We start from the raw sequence: 17,851 nt of genomic DNA on the forward strand, positions 1-17,851 counted from the left end.
GTCAACCCGAACCCTTACGAGGTAAATTATGAAAGTTGCCCATATCGCCCTCTGGACCCGCCATCTTGAGCAACAAGCACGCTTTTGGGTGGAGTTTTTTGCCGGTGAAATCAACGAAAAGTACCACAGTAAGACCAATCCTGGTTTTGAATCCTACTTTGTAAAAATTGGCTCTGACGTGGCAATTGAGTTAATGGCCAAACCCGGCTTACAGGACTCGCCCCGCGATAACAACCATACGGGGTGGGCGCATCTGGCGATCGCCGTCGGCGGCGTGGATCAGGTTAATGCGTTAGCCAAACGCGCTGAAATGGCGGGAATTTTAGTCTCTGCCCCGCGCACCACCGGTGATGGCTATTATGAGGCGGTTATCAAAGACCCGGATGGTAACCTGGTGGAAATCGTCGCATAGTAAGGGAAACCCACATGAAGGAGTCAACCGTGGCACATTATCGCGTCATTGATAAAGCGAGCTGGCCTCGCCTGGATCATTTTACGTTCTACCGTACCTTTGCCAATCCCAGCTTCAATCTGTGCGTACCGGTCGAAGCGCAACAGTTATATACCTGCGCGAAGGACCACGGCGTCTCCTTCTTTCAACTGGCATTATTCGGCCTGTTGCGCGCGGCCAACGCCGTACCGCAGCTAAGACAGCGCCTGCGCAACGACGATATCATCGAATATGACGCCATCTCGGTGATGACGCCGATCATGACGACCAGCGAAGGTTTTCGGCAGGTATGGTGCGATAACGCCGCTGATTTCCCCGCGTTTAGCGCCGCCGCAACGCCGCGCATTGAGGCCGCAAGAAGCACCAATCCCTCACCGCTTATTGTGGAAGAAGAAAATTTCTTTTGCGCCAGTTGCCTGCCGTGGCTGCACTTCAGCGCCATGACCCATGCGGAATACTACGTTGGCGCGGCGGTGCCCGCCCTGACGTGGGGGAAACTGAAAAATGGCATCATTCCGGTTGCCGGCCGATTTAATCACGCTTTTGTGGATGGCCTGCACGCCAGCCGTTTTTATGCCGAAGTTGAATATTATTTCGCCAATCCGCAGACTCTGTGGCTGCCGGTTGAGGCCCGCGATTAGCTGCCGCGGCATAAAGAACAATCCACTATGACTTCCCCGAAAACCGGCATTATATTGCCGGTTTTTTGCTAATGCGAAATGGCTATAAACCATAGCGTTTCGTTGTTAGACAGTATTCAGCGCGCCTCTTATCTTCGTCATGAATTGTAAATAACAACGCAATCATTTGATGAGGTAGCACTTTTGTCCAGATTACGGCAAGGATTAAAAACCAGACAAACGCGCTTCGCGCTGGCGCTGAAAGTGGCGCTACTCGGTAGCATGGTGGCATTTTCTTCTGTCGCCAACGCCGACGATATCCTTAAAGAAGGGATCACTCCCGCAACCGATGCCAGCCAGATCCCGGCAAGCGCCAAACTGCGTAAAGACACGGTGGTGGCCGGCATTTCTGAACCGCAGGGGATCTTTAACCCTTACTTCTTCGTCAACGGTTGGGATGAGAACGTCACCAACGTTATTTTCTCGCGCCTGATTGACTGGGACAGTCAGGGTAAGCTGGTGCCGGGGCTGGCTGAGAGCTGGACGGTGAGCGCGGATAACAAAGTCTATACCATCAAATTACGCCCTAACCTGACCTTCAGCGACGGATCGCCACTCACCGCGGAGGATGTCGCCTTTACGCTGACCGTTCTGCTCGACCCGAAATATGACGGCGACACCGATATTACTCTGGCCAATATCGCCGGCGGCGCAGAATATAAAGCCGGCAAAGCCGATAGCGTGAGTGGCCTGAAAGTTATCGATCCGCTGACCCTGCAGGTTACCACCACTCAGCCGGGCGCGACGACGCTGGCGAAAATCGGCGGTCCGGTATTATCGAAAGCCTGGTACGGCAAAGGGTATCAACGCGGAAATCTGGATTATCTGCGTTCTCTGCACGGAAAACCGCTGGGTAACGGCCCGTATGTCTACGATAAATATATTCCCGGTCAGGAGATTCGCTTCCACGCCAACACGCATTTTTACCGCGGTACGCCGCCAACGCCACGCTTTATCTATCGCGTGACCAATCCGTCCACCAATTTCCAGTTATTCCAGACCGGCGAAACCGACTACGACGCCTTCACCTCGCGTCCGGATGATATTGAGCAGCTTAAGATGCTCGGTTTTGCCAATATCAACCTCTACGGTTCCAGCGACTACAGCCAGGTGGAGTTCAACGTCCATCGCCCGGCGCTGCAGGATAAAAAAGTGCGTCAGGCGCTGATTTACGGGCTTGACCGCCAGAAGTTAATCGACGTGGTGTATCAGGGATACGGCAAGGTAGCCATTGAACCGATCGCGCCTATTTCCTGGGCTTTCAACGCGCAGGGCGTCAACCCCTATCATTACGATCCGGCGCAGGCGAAAAAACTGCTCGATGAAGCGGGCTGGCTGCCTGGCGCCGATGGCATCCGCGTGAAAGACGGTAAACGGCTGGAGCTGACCCTGCTGGCGAGCAAAAAAGTCATTAACGACGCGCTGATTCCGATTGCCAAAGAGAACTGGCGGCAGATCGGCGTGCTGCTGAAACCGCAGGTGGTTGATTTCAACGCGCTGATGGCGCAGCGCAAAGCAGGTAATTACGATCTGGCGTCGTTTAGCACCAGCACCCTCAACGATCCGCATGACGGCGTGTGGGACTTCTACAGCAGCGAAGCCAAAGAGTCGGGCTACCACAATGCTGAAGTCGATAAGCTTATCAATGCGGGTAACGCAGTGCTGGATGTCGAACAACGCAAGCCTATTTATCACCAGCTGTACCAGGTGCTGGCCGAGGATCCGCCGGTTATCTTGCTTGGATACCGGGAGATTCTTTCCGCCAGCAGCGCCCGCGTGACCGGCTTTAAGCCGGATATCTATAACGGCCTCACCGGCAGTTTGCCAGGCGTGAAAATCGTGAAGTAAATCCCCCAGCCGCCGGCCTCCCCGGCGGCTGATGTGAGAATGTTATGAAAAATTTCATCCTGAGGCGCTTATTGCAAACGCTGCCGATGCTGCTGCTGGCCTCCTTTATCATTTTTATGCTCTTTGCCAAAACCCCCGGCGACTTTATCGATGGCAATATCACCTTGACGGCCGCCCGCGCCGCCGAACTGAAGGCGATATACGGCCTCGACCAGCCGCTTTTCACCCGCTACCTTCACTGGCTGGGGCAACTGCTGCGCGGGGATTTAGGCTTCTCGCTGCAATACCAAATTCCGGTCAGCCAGTTACTGAACCAGTACATCTGGAACTCCTTCCTGCTGGCGAGCGTGGCGCTGGTTTTCTACTGGGGTATCGGCCTGACGGTTGGCGTGGTCTCCGCGCTCAGACCTAATTCCTGGTTTGATCATCTGGTGAGTATCGCGGTGTTCGCCGCGATGTCCTTTCCCACCTTTTTCCTCTGCCTGCTGCTAATTAAGTGGTTTGCCGTCGACCTTCACTGGCTGCCGGTAGGCGGGATGACCAATACCGGCAGCGACGATAGCGGCTGGCAGTATGTGCTGCAGGTCGCCGCCCATCTGGTACTGCCGGTACTGGCGCTGGTGATGCTGCAGGCCGGTAGCCTGACGCGCTATTTTCGCGCCAGCATGCTCGACGTGGTGAAGATGGATTTCATTCGTACCGCCCGTGCTAAAGGGCTGCGAGAACGCACGGTTATCATGAAACACGCGCTGCGCAATGCGCTACTGCCGGTCATCACCCTGCTTGGCTTTGAACTGCCGGGATTGTTCTCTGGCGCCATCATTACCGAAAAAGTATTTAACTGGCCGGGGGCCGGACACATTCATATCGATTCGCTGGCCGCTCGCGACTATCCGGTATTGATGGGGTTTACCCTGTTTCTGGCGGTGCTGACGATCATCGGTAATTTACTGGCCGATGTGCTCTACGCGTGGGCCGATCCGCGCATTCGAGTGAGGTAATGATGATAACTTCCCTGTTTGGCCACCGTCGCCGCCTGCGCCAGGCGACAATCCCCGCGCTCGCGCAAATAACTCCCTCTCCATGGCATCAGGCGTGGCGCCAACTGCGCCGCAACCGAATGGCGATGCTGTGTTTAATCCTGCTTGCGGTGATGGCCCTGTGGTGCGCGCTCGGGCCGATGTGGTCGCCGTGGAAAGATGACGCCACCGATGCGCTGATGATCAACAAACCACCCGGCGCCGAACACTGGTTAGGTACCGATTTTCTTGGCCGCGATATCTATACGCGTTTACTGCTGGCCGGGCGCATTTCACTGATAATCGGCCTGTTGACTATGCTGCTATCGGTAACGCTGGGCTACCTGCTGGGAGCGCTGTCGGGCTATGTCGGCGGGCTCACCGATAAACTGATCATGCGGCTAGCCGATCTGGTGATGACGATACCCGGCCTGCCATTATTAATCGTCGCCGGCGCGATGCTCTCCGAGCTCGACTTTTCGCCGGATTCCCGCATCTGGATGGTCGTAATTATGCTCAGCCTGCTGGAGTGGCCGAAGCTGGCGCGGCTGGTGCGCGGGCAGTGCCTGTCGCTACGCGAGCGCGATTTTATGCTGGCGACGCAGGTACTGGGACTCTCGGCGCGTCGCCGGCTGTTCGGTCACCTGCTGCCCAATACCATCCCGATTCTGGTGGTGATGGCGACAATGGCGGTCGCTAACGCCATTCTGAGCGAATCGGCGCTGAGCTATCTCGGCCTCGGCGTGGTACCGCCGACACCATCGTGGGGCAACATGATGGATGCTGCTAACAGCCTGATTGATTTTCAGCGGCGACCGTGGCTATGGATGCCTCCCGGGATTGCCATCTTTATTACTGTGATTGCTATTAATGTGCTGGGCGACGGCCTGCGCGACGCAATGGACCCGAAAATGAAACAGAGGCTGAAATGAGCACGCCATTAATTTCTTTTAAGCAACTTTCTGTCTCTTTCGCTGCTGAAGGTAGCCGGGTGCGCGCGGTACAGGAGGTCTCTTTTTCGATTCAGGCCGGGCAAACGGTAGGTATCGTCGGTGAGTCCGGCTGCGGCAAAAGCGTGACCGCCATGTCGTTAATGGGCCTGCTGCCTCCCCAGGCCGCTCGCATTGACGGCGGCGAGATCCATTTCGAAGGACGCGATCTGCTCAAGCTGAAAGCCCGTCACATGGCCGACCTGCGCGGCAACCAGTTGGCGATGATCTTCCAGGAGCCGATGTCGGCGCTCAACCCGGTACTGACCATAGGCGAACAGCTCTGCGAGCCGCTAATACGTCATCGCGGTGACTCGCCGCAAGCCGCCTGGCAGCGCGCAATACAACTGTTAAACGAGGTGGGACTGGCGCGCAGCGAAAGCCTGATGGCGAACTATCCACACCAGCTTTCCGGCGGCATGCTACAGCGGGTAATGATCGCCATGGCGCTGAGCTGCCGGCCAAAATTATTAATAGCGGATGAACCGACAACCGCGCTGGATGTCACCGTACAGGCGCAGATCCTGCGACTGCTGCGCGACCGCGCGCGCGAAAACCAGATGGCTCTGCTGCTGATCACCCACGATCTGGGAGTGATCGCACAGATGGCCGAACGGGTAGTGGTGATGTATGCCGGGCGGATCGTCGAACAGGGAACCACCGCCGAGGTACTGCGCCAGCCGCAGCATCCCTATACCCGCGGTCTTATCGCCTCTCGCCCGGTGCCGGGCGCACGCCGCCGGCGGCTTTACTCCATTCCCGGCCAGGTACCGGACCTCGCGCAACTGCCTGCGGGCTGCGCGTTTGCCGATCGCTGCCAACAGGCAACCGCGCGCTGCCGCCAGGATACACCACCACTTTTGGGGCCCTCTCACCAGGCGGCCTGTTTTTATAGTGAATTCACGGAGTCGGTGGCATGAATCAGCCCTATATCATTGAAGTTAATGGCTTGAAAAAGTATTTTCCGCTGCGCGACGGCCTGTTCGGCCAGCAGACCGGGGAACTGCGCGCGGTCGATGACGTCAGTTTTAATATCCGTCCGGGAACGATTTTCGGCCTCGTCGGAGAATCCGGTAGCGGTAAAACCACCGTTGGCCGCACCTTGCTTGGATTGTATGAAAAAACCGCCGGCAGCATTAAATTCCGCGGTCAGGAGTTATCCGAACTGTCAGCGGCAGCAATGCAGGCTTTACGGCCAAAAATTCAGCTGGTATTTCAGGACCCCTATAGTTCACTGAATCCACGCATCCGCATCGGCGAGGCGATTGGCGAGGCGATGCTGCAGCATAAACTGTGCTCGCGCGCTGAACTCTATGAGAAAGTCATTGCGGTGATGAAGATATGCGGGCTGGCGCCTCAGCATTATCACCGCTATCCGCATGAATTTTCCGGTGGTCAGCGGCAGCGCATCGGCATCGCCCGCGCGCTGATTCTGAATCCGGACTTTATCGTCGCCGATGAACCCATTTCCGCACTCGATGTGTCGATTCAGGCGCAGATTATCAATCTGTTTGCCGACCTGCGCGACGAACGTGGCGTCACTTTTCTATTCATCTCACATGACCTCGGGGTAGTGGAGCATCTGTGCGACGACGTGGCGGTGATGTACCTGGGTCAACTGGTGGAAACGGCCAGCCGCGATGCGCTGTTTAGCCGCCCTCTTCATCCCTATACCCAGGCGCTGCTGGCCGCAGTGCCCACGCTGGATCCTGATAGCGAGCCGCTGGCGGTCGTTCAGGGGGAAATTCCCGACCCTTCCCGACCGCCTGCCGGCTGCCGCTTTTCATCTCGCTGCCCGCAGGCAAACGAACGTTGCCGTCGCGAACCGCCGCGTCTGCGCGAAATCGCGCCGGGGCACCAGGTCGCCTGTCATGAAATTGAGGCTGAATCGCGCGTGGTTATCGCATAACAATAACGGCAATAAGATCATCGTTTAGCGGCAAATTTTGCCGCTATCATCTCCGCTGTCGGCTGTATTCCTCCGAGACTCCACTGTTCCGGCTCGTGTTCATCAATGCGGATCCAGACGGACTGACGGAATTGCGGATCGCCCCGGCCTTCAATTTCCACCATGAGGTCAGTCATGCGACGCAGCAGTTCATTCTTCTGTTCAGCGGTCATGATCCCTTTAATCGTTTGCACATTAACAAAAGGCACAGTATTCTCCTGATTAACTGAGTCTATATTTCAAACTCAGGTTAGGAGATAACCTAAATCATGTCAAAAGATAATTCATCCCCTTACCTGCCCGCGGAACTTTGCGGCCTGGCGGAAAGCGCTAAAATTGTTGGCGATCAATGGATTTTATTGATTTTAAGAGAGGCGTTTTACGGCGTGACGCGTTTCGAAACGATTCGCGCTCATACCGGAATGAGCAAACAGACGTTAACTCAGCGTTTAAAATTGATGGTTGATGTGGGGCTACTACGTAAACTTCCCTATCGCGAAGCGGGGGCGCGTGAGCGTTATGAATATACGCTGACCGAAAAGAGCCGCAGCCTGGCGCCGGTTCTTTTTGCCCTGATGGAATGGGGACATCAGCAACTCTTACATACGTCGCCGCATATCCAGTTAGTAGATAAAACCAGCGGTGCGCCGGTGTCTCTGGCCTACGTCAATGCCGCAGGGCAGCGTATTGCGCAAAGCGATGTTCAGATAGTAAAAGTCCAGGATTGACCCCTGCTACGCGCGGGCTGTCAGTCAGTAACAGGTCCCGTTTCCGGGACCTGTTTCGTTTAGAGACGTTATTCCTCCAGCGCGTAGGCGATGATATCGTCACCGACGTCCGGCGAGTGGCTGGCGCCGCCGGCGGAAATCAGCACGTACTCTTTGCCGGTTTTCGGCGATTTGTAGACCAGCGGCGCCGCTACCGCGCCAACCGGCAAGCGAGCGCGCCACAGCTCTTTACCGCTGGCGGAATCCAGCGCCCGCAGATAGTTATCCTGGGTACCGGCGAAGAACACCAGGCCCGAGGCGGTGGAGGTTGGGCCGCCCAGCGTCGGCATTCCCAACGGGATATGCAGATGGGTTTTCATCCCCAGCGGCCCGGTATCTTCTACCGAGCCCATCGGCACCTGCCACAAGAGCTGACGGTTGTTCAGGTCAATAGCGCTCATGGTACCAAACGGCGGGGTATTACAGGGCACGCCCAGCGCGGACTGCAGGATGTCGATACGTACGCCGCCGTAAGGCCCGGCAACTTGCGGGCGAACGGTGCCCATAAAGCCAGGGACTTCGTCGGTGGAGACTTTGTATTTCGCCATCTCTTCTTTGCGCACCAGCGACATCCGCAACGGCATACGCATATCGTTGACGAACAGCGTGCCGGTACGTTCATCGATGGTGATGCCGCCCCAGTTCATGCCGCCGAGCAGGCTTGGCCACTCGATATACGGTTTCTCTGACGGCGGCGTATACATGCCAAGGTAGGTCGACTCTTTAAAATCGATACGGCACATTAGTTGGTCGAACGGCGTCACGCCCCACATTGATTTTTCGCTCAGCGGCTCGACGCCTAACTGCGGCATGCCGGTAGAGAACGGCTGGGTGGCAGACAGATGTTCGCCCTCCGCTCCCTGATGAGCGACCGGCAGTTCTTCGACGCGGGTCACCGGTTTGCCGGTGCGGCGGTCGAGCACGTAAATCTGTCCGGTTTTGGTGGTCTGGATCAGAACCGGGACGTCCTCGCCCTGCTCGTTTTTCATGTGGAACAGTACCGGCTGCGATGGCAGGTCGTAATCCCAGATATCGTGGTGAACGGTCTGGAAAACCCATTTTGTTTTACCGGTACTGGCATCCACCGCCACCACCGCGGAGCCATATTTCTCTTTCGCTTCATTCCGATCGCCGCCCCAGTAGTCCGGCGGCCCGTTACCGGTCGGCAGATAAACCAGATTCAGCTCTTTATCAAAGCCGGGAATGGTCCACACGTTCGGGGTTTCGAGCGTATAAACGCGGCCTTTTTCCGGATCGGTGATATTTTCCGGCTTGCCGACATCCCAGGCCCAGACGACTTTACCATCGCGTACGTCATAAGCGCGTACGACCCCGGATGGCTCGCCGTGTACGATATCGCGTACCCAGCCGCCCAGCACCGCAATATGCCCCATGATCACCGGCGTTGAAGTCGGATGGTAGCGTTTGCTGTTTTCGGTGTCGCCCATGCCCTGCTTCAGATCCACGCTGCCGTGGTCGCCGAAGTCATCGCACAGTTCGCCGGTTTTCGCATTCAGCGCCAGCAGGCGCGCATCCACGGTCGATACCATGATCCGCTGCGAACACTGTTGCAGCGCCGGGCTCGCTTTTTCTTCCGCGCTGAGCGTATCGTCGCTCTGCACATCATAGTAACCCACGCCGCGGCAGGTCACATGTTCCGCCGTCTGCGCGTGCGGGTCAAAGCGCCAGCGCGCCTTGCCGGTATCGGCATCAATGGCGGTCACCACGTTAAGCGGCGTACAGGAATACAGCGTATCGCCAATTTGCAGCGGCGTATTTTCGTCAACGCCAATGGCCGGGCCGGTCAGGCGGCGGCCTGTGTGGTAGGTCCAGGCAACTTTCAGCTTATGAACGTTTTCCGGGGTAATATCTGTATACGGCGCAAAACGGGTGCCGGAGGCATCGCGGCCGAAGAATTCCCAGTTATCGCTTTTTGCCGCCTGCGTCGCGCTGTTGCCATTCGCCGCTTTCACGACGCCATTATGGATGCCGCCGTGCGGGTAGAACGCCGAAACCAGCGTCGCCAGCAGCGCAATAAAGATAACCGTCGCGCTCCAGTTCGCCAGACGCACGCGAGCCACCGGCATCGCCGCCGCCAGCCACAGGGCCAGCATCAGCATCAGCGCAGGAACCACCAGACGAGGGATCAAGCCCCAGTAGCTGAGCTGCACTTCATACAGCGCCCAGGCCAGCGTTAACAGAAAGGTAAGAACAGCAAGAGGAAGCGCGTATTGACTACGAGTGAAGTAACCGACGGCGATGATGAGATAAGCGAGACCGGCTAACAGATACCAGGCGCTGCCGCCGAGCGAGAGCAGCTTGCCCCCCCAGATAGTTAAGAAAATCCCAATGCCAAAACTCAGTAACACAAAAAGCAATCGGTATATGGTGAAGAAGATCCTTCGACCATGACCTTTTTGTTCGTCCATATTTCATCCCATTCGACATATGTCGATATAACCAAAGCATTTATTTTAAAGCGCCGATCGATAAGCGATGCCGTACAGCGCAGTTAACCTGTTGGTTGGACGCCCCAAACCAGGGCGAAGAACGTAAGAAAGTATATGGACATGTAAATTTTATGTAAAATTTAACCGCATAAAATGTTTAAAATTTTTTAATTTATAAACTGGATTTGATAGATGAGCAGGTTGTAAAGGAGAGTGGTGTTAGACGGGGCCGCAAGGAAGAAGATGGCATCAATCATGGCTTGCCGACCCGCCGCCCCCGGCGAATCGGCAATCCAGTATTATGGTTGGTTGGTGTTGTTACCTACGCTAATCTGCCGTAATGCTGCGATCAGATCCAACTGCGCCTGCTCTTTTAAACTCTCACGTTTAATGAACTGGCTGCGATGTTTACTTTTCACCTCTTCAAGACTTTTTTTAATCTCTTGTGGAGGTAATTTGTACCAACCGCGCCGCTGCTTCTCGCCGCCGATTTCTAACCACAACTCTGAGTAACTGGCTTTCACCTTGTCGCTCTTCACATGGTAGTCGCTGTCGATGGCGTAGATCTCACGGATATTAAAGTGGCGCAATAACCCGTACAGCAAGGTGATAATCAGGTTTTTTGGCCGCGTGCCGTAGAGCTCTTTGGTCAACGACTTCACTTCATCGTTGCTAATGTCTTTACCGCCCTGAATACCGCCAATCCACGCGCTTCCTTGATCCGTGCAGGAAAAACAGACGCTATATACGCGTTTATTTTCAAAGAACATCTGCAGCATCAGTTCCCCCTCTTCCTGGAACGGCGAGGCCAGAAGTTTCACTTCCAGGCTGGTTCCATTCTTCAACGGGATGGTAATCATCGAGCAACCGAACGACGATACATTATACAACTGCGGTAATATTTCCGCCTGAAAGCTTTTTTCAATAAAATTCAAAGCGCCATGGGCAATATTCAGTTTAGCTCTTTTCGACATTCGCTTATTTAAATATGCCTTAAAAGGCTTATCTTCAAAATGTACCAGCCCCGGTGTCGCACTGGTCAATTTTGCACATGTGTATGTCTGGCAAAGCCGTTGATATTCCTTGTACTTACCTCCTGTTAAAGGTATTTCGCGACATTTTCGCAATACCTTTTTATATTTAAGTTTTACGTGACAAATGACTTTATTATTTCTCCGCCATTCTTTGATGGCAGATGCTGTTATCGATACCATTGATCAAGGTCCATAGACTCATCCATAATCGCGGCCATATTACCATATCTGAAACGGGTCAATCGTTATTTACTGGTTCGTTGTCATTTCATTTAAGAAACAATCCGAAAATTATCATTTTATGCTTTCATATAATAAATGAATAATGTCAACTATGAATAATAGCGGTTATTGACTAATACCCCTCCACTCCGCTACCAAAAACAAGCTGACGATTAACGCTCTGTGCGATAGCTTCGGGCGCGGGGTGCAACCTTCCATTGTTTTGACCTATACTCTGCCGACAGTCAAAAAAGTAGCAAAGTGGGTAACTCATGGAAATTGATCTCGACAACCTGGTGTTTAGCGGCCTGGAAGAAGCGGAAGAACGTAACGCTGAACGCCTGGACGAAGCAGACAAAAAAGCGCAGGCGATTGTTGCCGATGATGATTGCGGCGATGCCTGCAAAATCTAATGATTAAACCGGCTAACCAGGCCGGTTTTTTTATCTGTAAACGACCTAAGCGGGCAAAAAACCCTTCAGCGTTTCCAGCAGCGCCTGCGCCGCTTTCGACAACTGCATATGTCCGGCGTGAATAACGCCAATACACTTTTCAATCGGCGGATCGCTTAATGGCAGACAAACCGCTCCCAGCGACTGCATCTGCGACTGGCATAACGCGGGCACCGCGCTGCCGCCCAGACCGCTGGCGACCATCCGCCCAACGGTGACCAACTGATGACTTTCCAGCGCCACGTCCAACTGGCTGCCGCTGCGCGCCAGCTCTTCTTCCAGCATCAAACGCACCGCCGACGGTCGCTGCAGGGTAATGAAATCCAGCGTCAGCAGTTCACGCCAGCTTAACTGCTTTTTACTCGCTAAAGGCGACGTTTTCGGTACGATCGCCACAAAGCGATCCACCGCCAGCGGCGTAAACAACAGATTGTTGCCTGGCGATGGCTCAAACGCGATCCCCATCTCCACCCGGCCTTCACGCACCATCTCAATGACCTGCTCATTAATCACGTCATGCACCGTCACGTTGACTCCCGCATAGCGGTCGCGAAAGGCTTTAAGCACTTCCGGTAGCACGTTAGCGGCAAACGACGGCATCGCGGCGACGGAGATCTTTCCCCGCTGCAGGGTGAAACTTTGCCGCATCGCCTCTTCGGCATTGTCCCAGTCCGCCAGCAGCTGGCGGGCCATCGGCAGAAAGGTCTCTCCCTCCTGGGTTAAGGTCACTTTGCGGGTGCTGCGCTGCAGCAACGCGCCGCCAAGCGCCTCTTCCAGCCCCTTGATGGTCAAACTCAGCGCCGGCTGCGACAGGTTCAGGCGCTCGCTGGCGTGGGCGAAATTGAGAGTGTGAGCTACCGCTAGAAACGCGCGTAACTGTTTGACACTCATTCTCATTTTTCCACCTGTTAACTAATTGAAATAATTTAGTTAACGATAAATTAATAAAAAATCCAAATGAGTGGGTCACAAATTCAAAATTATCAAATCAGTCGGCGCCCTTAATGATAGAGCCATCGCAAGGCAGGAGAAAAATGATGGCAGGACTGGATAAGCGCGTCGCCAGCTATGAAGCGGCGCTGGACGGATTAACCGATGGCATGACGTTACTGGCCGGCGGCTTCGGCCTGTGCGGCATTCCGGAAAACTTAATTGCCGAGGTCAAACGCCGCCAGGTACAGGGCCTGACGGTAGTTTCTAATAACTGCGGCGTCGATGGCTTTGGTCTCGGCATGCTGCTGGAAACGCGCCAGGTGCGCAAAGTCGTGGCTTCCTACGTGGGCGAAAACGCCCTCTTCGAACAGCTGGTACTAAGCGGCGAACTCGCCGTGGAGCTGACGCCGCAAGGGACGCTTGCCGAGAAAATTCGCGCCGGCGGCGCCGGGATCCCCGGATTCTATACCGCGACCGGTTACGGCACGCCGGTGGCGCAAGGCAAAGAAGTGCGTCAGTTCGACGGTAAAAATTACATTCTCGAAGAGGCCATTCGCGGCGATTTCGCCCTTGTTAAGGGCTGGAAAGCCGACTGGTACGGTAACGTGGTCTACCGCCATACCGCGCAGAATTTTAACCCGTTGATGGCCACCGCCGGGCGGATCACGGTAGTGGAAGTCGAAGAAATCGTCGCGCCAGGCGAACTCCCTCCTTCCGCCATCCACACGCCCGGTATTTATGTCGACCGGCTGATCGTCGGGCAATTCGAAAAACGTATTGAACAGCGCACGCTGCGCGCCGGAGGGAACTGAACATGTTAACTCGCGAACAAATGGCGATGCGCGTCGCCCAGGAACTGCGCGACGGCGATTATGTCAATCTCGGTATCGGCATTCCCACGCTGGTCGCTAACTATATTCCCGCCGGTATTGAAGTGATGCTGCAGTCGGAAAACGGCCTGTTGGGGATGGGCGAATTTCCCGATGAGTCAACGATTGATGCCGACATGATTAACGCCGGCAAGCAGACCGTTACCGCACAAACCGGGGCGGCTATCTTTGACTCCGCCCAGTCCTTCGCCATGATCCGCGGCGGCCACGTCGATCTCACGGTTCTGGGCGCTTTTGAGGTCGATGTCGCGGGCAATATCGCCTCGTGGATGATCCCCGGGAAAATGGTGAAAGGCATGGGCGGCGCCATGGATCTGGTGGCCGGCGCGCAAAACATCATCGTGGTGATGACGCACGCTTCGAAAAACGGCGAATCCAAACTGCTGGCGCAGTGCACCCTGCCGCTCACCGGCGCGGGCTGTATTCGCCGGGTACTGACCGATCTCGCGCTTCTGGAAATTAGCGACGGCGCCTTTGTTCTGCGCGAATACGCTCCCGGCGTCAGCATTGACGAAATTGCCCGTAAAACGGCTGGACGGTTGGTCATTGCCGATGACGTCCGCGAAATGCGCTTCAACTAAGGAGGCAATATGAAAGAAGTCGCTATCGTCTGCGCGCTACGTACGCCAATCGGCAGTTTTCGCGGCGCCTTATCTTCCCTTTCCGCCGTCGAGCTTGGCGCCGCCGTAGTGCGTGGTCTGCTTGAACGCACACAGCTACCGGCCAGCGCCGTTGACGAACTGATTTTTGGTCAGGTATTAACCGCCGGCTGTGGACAGAATCCGGCGCGACAAACCGCGCTGCGCGCCGGGCTACCGGTCGAAACCCCGGCCGTTACCGTCAATCTGGTTTGCGGTTCCGGGCTGAAAGCCGTGCAACAGGCAGTACAGGCCATTCGCAGCGGCGAGGCGGAGATCGTTATCGCCGGCGGCCAGGAGAGCATGAGCAATGCCCCGTATCTGGTTCAGGGCGCGCGCGATGGCCTGCGCTTCGGCCATGCCAGCATGCAGGACAGCATGATTCAGGACGGATTATGGGATGCGTTTAACGACTATCACATGGGCATCACCGCCGAGAACCTTGCCGACGCCTTTGACATCTCCCGCCCCCAGCAGGATGCCTTCGCCGCCCTTTCGCAGCGCAAAGCCGCCGCCGCGATAGCCGCCGGAAGCTTTCAGGCTGAGATAGTGCCGCTGAGCGTCCCTCAGGGTAAAAAAGCGCCGCGCAGGGTGGACGCAGACGAACAGCCGCGCCCGGAAACCAGCGAACAACAGCTGGCGCAGTTGCGCCCGGCCTTCCGCACAGAAGATGGCAGCGTTACCGCGGGCAATGCCTCTTCACTCAACGATGGCGCGGCGGCAGTCTTATTGATGAGCGTCGATAAAGCGCGGCAGCTTGGCTTGCCGGTGCTGGCGCGAATAGTCAGCTCTGCGGTGGCCGGCGTCGATCCGTCCGTAATGGGTATCGGTCCGGTAAGCGCTTGCCGGAAGGCGCTGCAGCGCGCCGGCTGGGCGCTGGATGAGGTGGATCTCATCGAAGCCAACGAGGCCTTTGCCGTACAGGCGCTGGCAGTCGGTAAATTGCTGGAGTGGGACAACCAGAAGGTCAACGTCAATGGCGGCGCTATCGCGCTCGGCCACCCGATTGGCGCCTCAGGATGTCGCATTCTGGTTAGTCTGCTGCACGAAATGCAGCGCCGCGATGTCGGCAAAGGCCTGGCGACGCTTTGCGTCGGCGGCGGTCAGGGTATCGCGATGACCATCGAACGTTAACAGGAGCCACTATGTTTACACTACAACTGGCGGTACTGGGCGCCGGCCTGATGGGCGTCGGCATCGCCTGCCATTTTGCCCGCCACGGCCACGCCGTACGCCTCTACGACACCGACCCGGCGCGCATTAGCGAGATCCAGAGCGTCGCCGCCGCCATTTTGCGCGAGCTTGAAGAGTGCGAGCAGTTTGACGCCGCTCAGCGTGCGTCGGTGCTCTCGCGCCTGTCCGGCACCACGGCATTAGGCGATCTTGCTGACGCCAGCTTGCTGATCGAAGCGATTCCGGAGCGTCTGGCGCTCAAGCACGCCTTATACCGGGAACTGGAAACGCTGATCGCCGACGAAGCTATCATCGCCAGCAACACCAGCGGACTACCGCCGGATCGGCTGGCGCAGGGGATGCGGCATCCGGAGCGCTTGTTAATCGCCCACTTCTGGCATCCGCCGCATTTTATCCCGCTGGTGGAAGTGGTGCCGGGTAGCGCTACCCTGCCGCATCTCGCCAACCAGGTCAGCGACTTTTTATCCTCCTGCTCGCTGGAAGCGGTAGTACTCAACCGCGCCGCGCCGGGGTTCGTCGGCAACCGACTACAGTTCGCCCTGCTGCGCGAAGCGCTGCATATCGTCAAGAGCGGCATCGCTTCGCCAGAAGTGGTCGACAAAGTGATGCGCGCCTCGCTCGGCCGCCGTTACGCGATGGTCGGCCCGCTGGAAGCCGCCGATATGACCGGTCTGGCGACGGTCCAGGATATCTGCCAGCACCTGCTGCCGGAACTGGCCACGGGCAGCGACATGATGTCGCTGGTCGCCGACAAGGTCGCGCAAGGCGATACCGGCGCCCGTAGCGGGCAAGGTTTTTATCGCTGGGATGAGGCCCGGCAGAAACGAATACAGTCGCGCCGTGAACATCAGCTGCGCTACGCCCTGAAACCGTAACTTCTCGTTTTGTACCCCGACAATAACAATGATAGTGAGGAGTCGTAATGAGTGTGTTGATTGCCCTGGCCGCGCTGGCATTACTGATGCTGGCTGCGTATCGTGGATACAGCGTTATCCTGTTTGCCCCTATCGCCGCGCTTGGAGCGGTTTTGCTCACCGACCCGAGCGCGGTAGGCCCCACCTTTACCGGCCTGTTTATGGAAAAAATGGTCGGTTTCGTGAAGCTCTATTTTCCGGTATTCCTGCTCGGAGCCGTCTTTGGCAAGCTGATTGAACTATCGGGCTTCTCGCGCTCCATCGTCGCCGCCGCGATTCAAATTCTCGGGCGGCGACATGCGATCCCGGTGATCGTGCTGGTCTGCGCCCTGCTGACCTACGGCGGCGTTTCGCTGTTCGTGGTGGCGTTTGCGGTCTATCCCTTTGCCGCCGAACTGTTTCGCCAGAGCGGTATCCCGAAGCGGCTGATCCCGGCAACCGTCGCGCTGGGCGCGTTCTCCTTCACTATGGATGCCCTGCCGGGCACCCCGCAGATCCAGAACATTATCCCCACCAGCTTTTTTGGCACCAACGCCTGGGCCGCCCCCTGGCTTGGGTTGATAGGTTCACTGTTTATCATCACCTTCGGTTTACTGTGGCTGGAACGACAGCGGCGTAAAGCGCTCGCGAATGGCGAGGGTTACGGTACCGATCTGCAAAACGAGCCGCAGACGCCGGATAACATCAATCTGCCGCATCCGCTGATCGCCATTGCCCCGCTGCTGCTGGTCGGCGTGCTGAACCTGCTGTTTACCCGCTGGATCCCGCAGTGGTATGGCGCCAGCCACGAGCTGACCCTGCCTGGGCTTGCCAAACCCATCGTCACCGAGGTCGGCAAAATCACCGCTATCTGGGCCGTCGAGGCCGCGCTGCTGTCCGGCATCGTCGTGGTGCTGTTGTTCGGATTTCGCAATATCCGCGGCCGTCTGGCGGAAGGCAGCCGTACGGCGGTGGGTGGCGCGATCCTCGCGGCGATGAATACCGCTTCGGAATATGGTTTCGGCGCGGTGATTGCCGCCCTGCCGGGTTTCCTGGTGTTGTCGAAAGCACTGACCGCTATTCCCAATCCCCTGTTAAACGAGGCGATAAGCGTCACCGTACTGGCCGGGATCACCGGTTCCGCCTCCGGCGGAATGAGCATCGCGCTGGCGGCGATGTCAGATACCTTCGTGGCCGCCGCGCACGCCGCCAATATCCCGCTTGAGGTACTGCACCGCGTCGCGTCGATGGCCAGCGGCGGCATGGATACCCTGCCGCATAACGGCGCCGTCATCACGCTGCTGGCAATCACCGGCTTAAGTCATCGCCAGGCTTACGGCGGCATTTTCGCCATTACGCTTATCAAAAGCCTCGCGGTTCTGTTTGTCATTGCCGTGTTCTATTTAACCGGCATTGTCTGATGCCTGATGTAAGGAGTAACGA

At 56.6% G+C, this 17,851-nt stretch carries 18 protein-coding genes; 14 read left to right on the forward strand and 4 right to left on the reverse strand.

Annotation, left to right across the window (positions count from 1 at the left end; all coding sequences use genetic code 11):
• Nucleotides 1–28: 28 nt before the first annotated feature.
• The 7 genes from ABLV78_RS14155 (at nucleotide 29) to ABLV78_RS14185 (ending at nucleotide 6,896) form a co-directional block, all read left to right on the forward strand.
• A complete protein-coding gene (locus ABLV78_RS14155) occupies nucleotides 29–412 on the forward strand; it encodes a VOC family protein (protein ID WP_047046511.1) in 384 nt (127 codons plus the stop codon).
• 29 nt (nucleotides 413–441) lie between these two features.
• Entirely contained in the window at nucleotides 442–1,092 is a 651-nt protein-coding gene (locus ABLV78_RS14160; protein ID WP_047046932.1) for a CatA-like O-acetyltransferase, family 1, read from the forward strand.
• A 183-nt stretch (nucleotides 1,093–1,275) separates the two neighbouring features.
• Nucleotides 1,276–2,979 carry an ABC transporter substrate-binding protein gene (locus tag ABLV78_RS14165; RefSeq protein ID WP_047046514.1) on the forward strand — a complete coding sequence of 568 codons (1,704 nt, stop codon included), beginning with the start codon at nucleotides 1,276–1,278 and terminating at the stop codon, nucleotides 2,977–2,979.
• 44 nt (nucleotides 2,980–3,023) lie between these two features.
• Complete coding sequence (locus ABLV78_RS14170) at nucleotides 3,024–3,980, forward strand: ABC transporter permease (RefSeq protein ID WP_015705201.1); 957 nt, start codon at nucleotides 3,024–3,026, stop codon at nucleotides 3,978–3,980.
• A gap of 2 nt (nucleotides 3,981–3,982) precedes the next feature.
• On the forward strand, nucleotides 3,983–4,930 hold the full coding sequence (gene opp4C / locus ABLV78_RS14175) for an oligopeptide ABC transporter permease (protein WP_045397668.1): 948 nt from the start codon (nucleotides 3,983–3,985) through the stop codon (nucleotides 4,928–4,930).
• Complete coding sequence (locus tag ABLV78_RS14180) at nucleotides 4,927–5,907, forward strand: ABC transporter ATP-binding protein (RefSeq protein WP_047046519.1); 981 nt, start codon at nucleotides 4,927–4,929, stop codon at nucleotides 5,905–5,907. The genes opp4C and ABLV78_RS14180 overlap by 4 nt, the downstream gene beginning before the upstream one ends.
• On the forward strand, nucleotides 5,904–6,896 hold the full coding sequence (locus ABLV78_RS14185) for an ABC transporter ATP-binding protein (protein WP_047046522.1): 993 nt from the start codon (nucleotides 5,904–5,906) through the stop codon (nucleotides 6,894–6,896). Before ABLV78_RS14180 ends, ABLV78_RS14185 begins: the two co-directional genes overlap by 4 nt.
• Nucleotides 6,897–6,913: 17 nt before the next feature.
• On the opposite strand, the gene ABLV78_RS14190 is transcribed toward ABLV78_RS14185, so the two are convergent.
• The gene (locus ABLV78_RS14190; protein ID WP_045397673.1) at nucleotides 6,914–7,144 is read right to left on the reverse strand and encodes a tautomerase family protein; all 231 of its coding nucleotides are present in this window, start codon (nucleotides 7,142–7,144) and stop codon (nucleotides 6,914–6,916) included.
• A 60-nt stretch (nucleotides 7,145–7,204) separates the two neighbouring features.
• Here ABLV78_RS14190 and ABLV78_RS14195 point away from each other — a divergent pair, with 60 nt between their 5' ends.
• Nucleotides 7,205–7,663, forward strand: coding sequence for a winged helix-turn-helix transcriptional regulator (locus tag ABLV78_RS14195; protein ID WP_047046525.1), 459 nt, complete (start codon nucleotides 7,205–7,207; stop codon nucleotides 7,661–7,663).
• A 68-nt stretch (nucleotides 7,664–7,731) separates the two neighbouring features.
• On the opposite strand, the gene ABLV78_RS14200 is transcribed toward ABLV78_RS14195, so the two are convergent.
• On the reverse strand, nucleotides 7,732–10,131 hold the full coding sequence (locus ABLV78_RS14200) for a membrane-bound PQQ-dependent dehydrogenase, glucose/quinate/shikimate family (protein ID WP_047046527.1): 2,400 nt from the start codon (nucleotides 10,129–10,131) through the stop codon (nucleotides 7,732–7,734).
• A 320-nt stretch (nucleotides 10,132–10,451) separates the two neighbouring features.
• Complete coding sequence (locus ABLV78_RS14205) at nucleotides 10,452–11,366, reverse strand: DUF535 family protein (protein WP_047046530.1); 915 nt, start codon at nucleotides 11,364–11,366, stop codon at nucleotides 10,452–10,454.
• A 314-nt stretch (nucleotides 11,367–11,680) separates the two neighbouring features.
• Here ABLV78_RS14205 and ABLV78_RS14210 point away from each other — a divergent pair, with 314 nt between their 5' ends.
• Entirely contained in the window at nucleotides 11,681–11,821 is a 141-nt protein-coding gene (locus ABLV78_RS14210; protein ID WP_015705194.1) for a hypothetical protein, read from the forward strand.
• Nucleotides 11,822–11,866: 45 nt separating this feature from the next.
• Here the strand turns inward: ABLV78_RS14210 and ABLV78_RS14215 are convergent, their stop codons facing one another.
• Nucleotides 11,867–12,757: a LysR family transcriptional regulator gene (locus ABLV78_RS14215; RefSeq protein ID WP_020079025.1), complete on the reverse strand. Its 891-nt coding sequence runs from the start codon at nucleotides 12,755–12,757 to the stop codon at nucleotides 11,867–11,869.
• Between the two features lie 140 nt (nucleotides 12,758–12,897).
• On the opposite strand from ABLV78_RS14215, the gene ABLV78_RS14220 reads away from it, so the two are divergent.
• From ABLV78_RS14220 to ABLV78_RS14240, 5 genes are read left to right on the forward strand one after another with little or no spacing between them, the layout of a single operon-like run.
• A complete protein-coding gene (locus ABLV78_RS14220) occupies nucleotides 12,898–13,605 on the forward strand; it encodes a CoA transferase subunit A (RefSeq protein WP_047046533.1) in 708 nt (235 codons plus the stop codon).
• Nucleotides 13,606–13,607: 2 nt separating this feature from the next.
• Nucleotides 13,608–14,264, forward strand: coding sequence for a CoA transferase subunit B (locus tag ABLV78_RS14225; RefSeq protein WP_047046538.1), 657 nt, complete (start codon nucleotides 13,608–13,610; stop codon nucleotides 14,262–14,264).
• A gap of 9 nt (nucleotides 14,265–14,273) precedes the next feature.
• On the forward strand, nucleotides 14,274–15,455 hold the full coding sequence (locus tag ABLV78_RS14230) for an acetyl-CoA C-acetyltransferase (protein ID WP_047046541.1): 1,182 nt from the start codon (nucleotides 14,274–14,276) through the stop codon (nucleotides 15,453–15,455).
• An 11-nt stretch (nucleotides 15,456–15,466) separates the two neighbouring features.
• Nucleotides 15,467–16,390, forward strand: coding sequence for a 3-hydroxyacyl-CoA dehydrogenase family protein (locus ABLV78_RS14235; RefSeq protein WP_047046543.1), 924 nt, complete (start codon nucleotides 15,467–15,469; stop codon nucleotides 16,388–16,390).
• 47 nt (nucleotides 16,391–16,437) lie between these two features.
• Nucleotides 16,438–17,829 (forward strand): GntP family permease, encoded by a 1,392-nt coding sequence (locus ABLV78_RS14240; protein ID WP_045397687.1) that lies wholly within the window; start codon nucleotides 16,438–16,440, stop codon nucleotides 17,827–17,829.
• Nucleotides 17,830–17,851 lie beyond the last annotated feature (22 nt).

The sequence above is a fragment of the Klebsiella sp. CN_Kp075 genome, from assembly GCF_040065055.2.
In the GTDB taxonomy this organism is placed as follows: Bacteria; Pseudomonadota; Gammaproteobacteria; order Enterobacterales; family Enterobacteriaceae; genus Klebsiella; species Klebsiella aerogenes.

Bases quoted from the DNA above. Each gene is read 5' to 3' on its own strand.
- ABLV78_RS14155 (WP_047046511.1), top strand. From the start codon at position 29: ATGAAAGTTGCCCATATCGCCCTCTGGACCCGCCATCTTGAGCAACAA.
- ABLV78_RS14170 (WP_015705201.1), top strand. From the start codon at position 3,024: ATGAAAAATTTCATCCTGAGGCGCTTATTGCAAACGCTGCCGATGCTG.
- opp4C (WP_045397668.1), top strand. From the start codon at position 3,983: ATGATAACTTCCCTGTTTGGCCACCGTCGCCGCCTGCGCCAGGCGACA.
- ABLV78_RS14180 (WP_047046519.1), top strand. From the start codon at position 4,927: ATGAGCACGCCATTAATTTCTTTTAAGCAACTTTCTGTCTCTTTCGCT.
- ABLV78_RS14185 (WP_047046522.1), top strand. From the start codon at position 5,904: ATGAATCAGCCCTATATCATTGAAGTTAATGGCTTGAAAAAGTATTTT.
- ABLV78_RS14195 (WP_047046525.1), top strand. From the start codon at position 7,205: ATGTCAAAAGATAATTCATCCCCTTACCTGCCCGCGGAACTTTGCGGC.
- ABLV78_RS14200 (WP_047046527.1), bottom strand. From the start codon at position 10,131: ATGGACGAACAAAAAGGTCATGGTCGAAGGATCTTCTTCACCATATAC.
- ABLV78_RS14205 (WP_047046530.1), bottom strand. From the start codon at position 11,366: ATGGTATCGATAACAGCATCTGCCATCAAAGAATGGCGGAGAAATAAT.
- ABLV78_RS14210 (WP_015705194.1), top strand. From the start codon at position 11,681: ATGGAAATTGATCTCGACAACCTGGTGTTTAGCGGCCTGGAAGAAGCG.
- ABLV78_RS14215 (WP_020079025.1), bottom strand. From the start codon at position 12,757: ATGAGAATGAGTGTCAAACAGTTACGCGCGTTTCTAGCGGTAGCTCAC.
- ABLV78_RS14220 (WP_047046533.1), top strand. From the start codon at position 12,898: ATGGCAGGACTGGATAAGCGCGTCGCCAGCTATGAAGCGGCGCTGGAC.
- ABLV78_RS14225 (WP_047046538.1), top strand. From the start codon at position 13,608: ATGTTAACTCGCGAACAAATGGCGATGCGCGTCGCCCAGGAACTGCGC.
- ABLV78_RS14230 (WP_047046541.1), top strand. From the start codon at position 14,274: ATGAAAGAAGTCGCTATCGTCTGCGCGCTACGTACGCCAATCGGCAGT.
- ABLV78_RS14235 (WP_047046543.1), top strand. From the start codon at position 15,467: ATGTTTACACTACAACTGGCGGTACTGGGCGCCGGCCTGATGGGCGTC.
- ABLV78_RS14240 (WP_045397687.1), top strand. From the start codon at position 16,438: ATGAGTGTGTTGATTGCCCTGGCCGCGCTGGCATTACTGATGCTGGCT.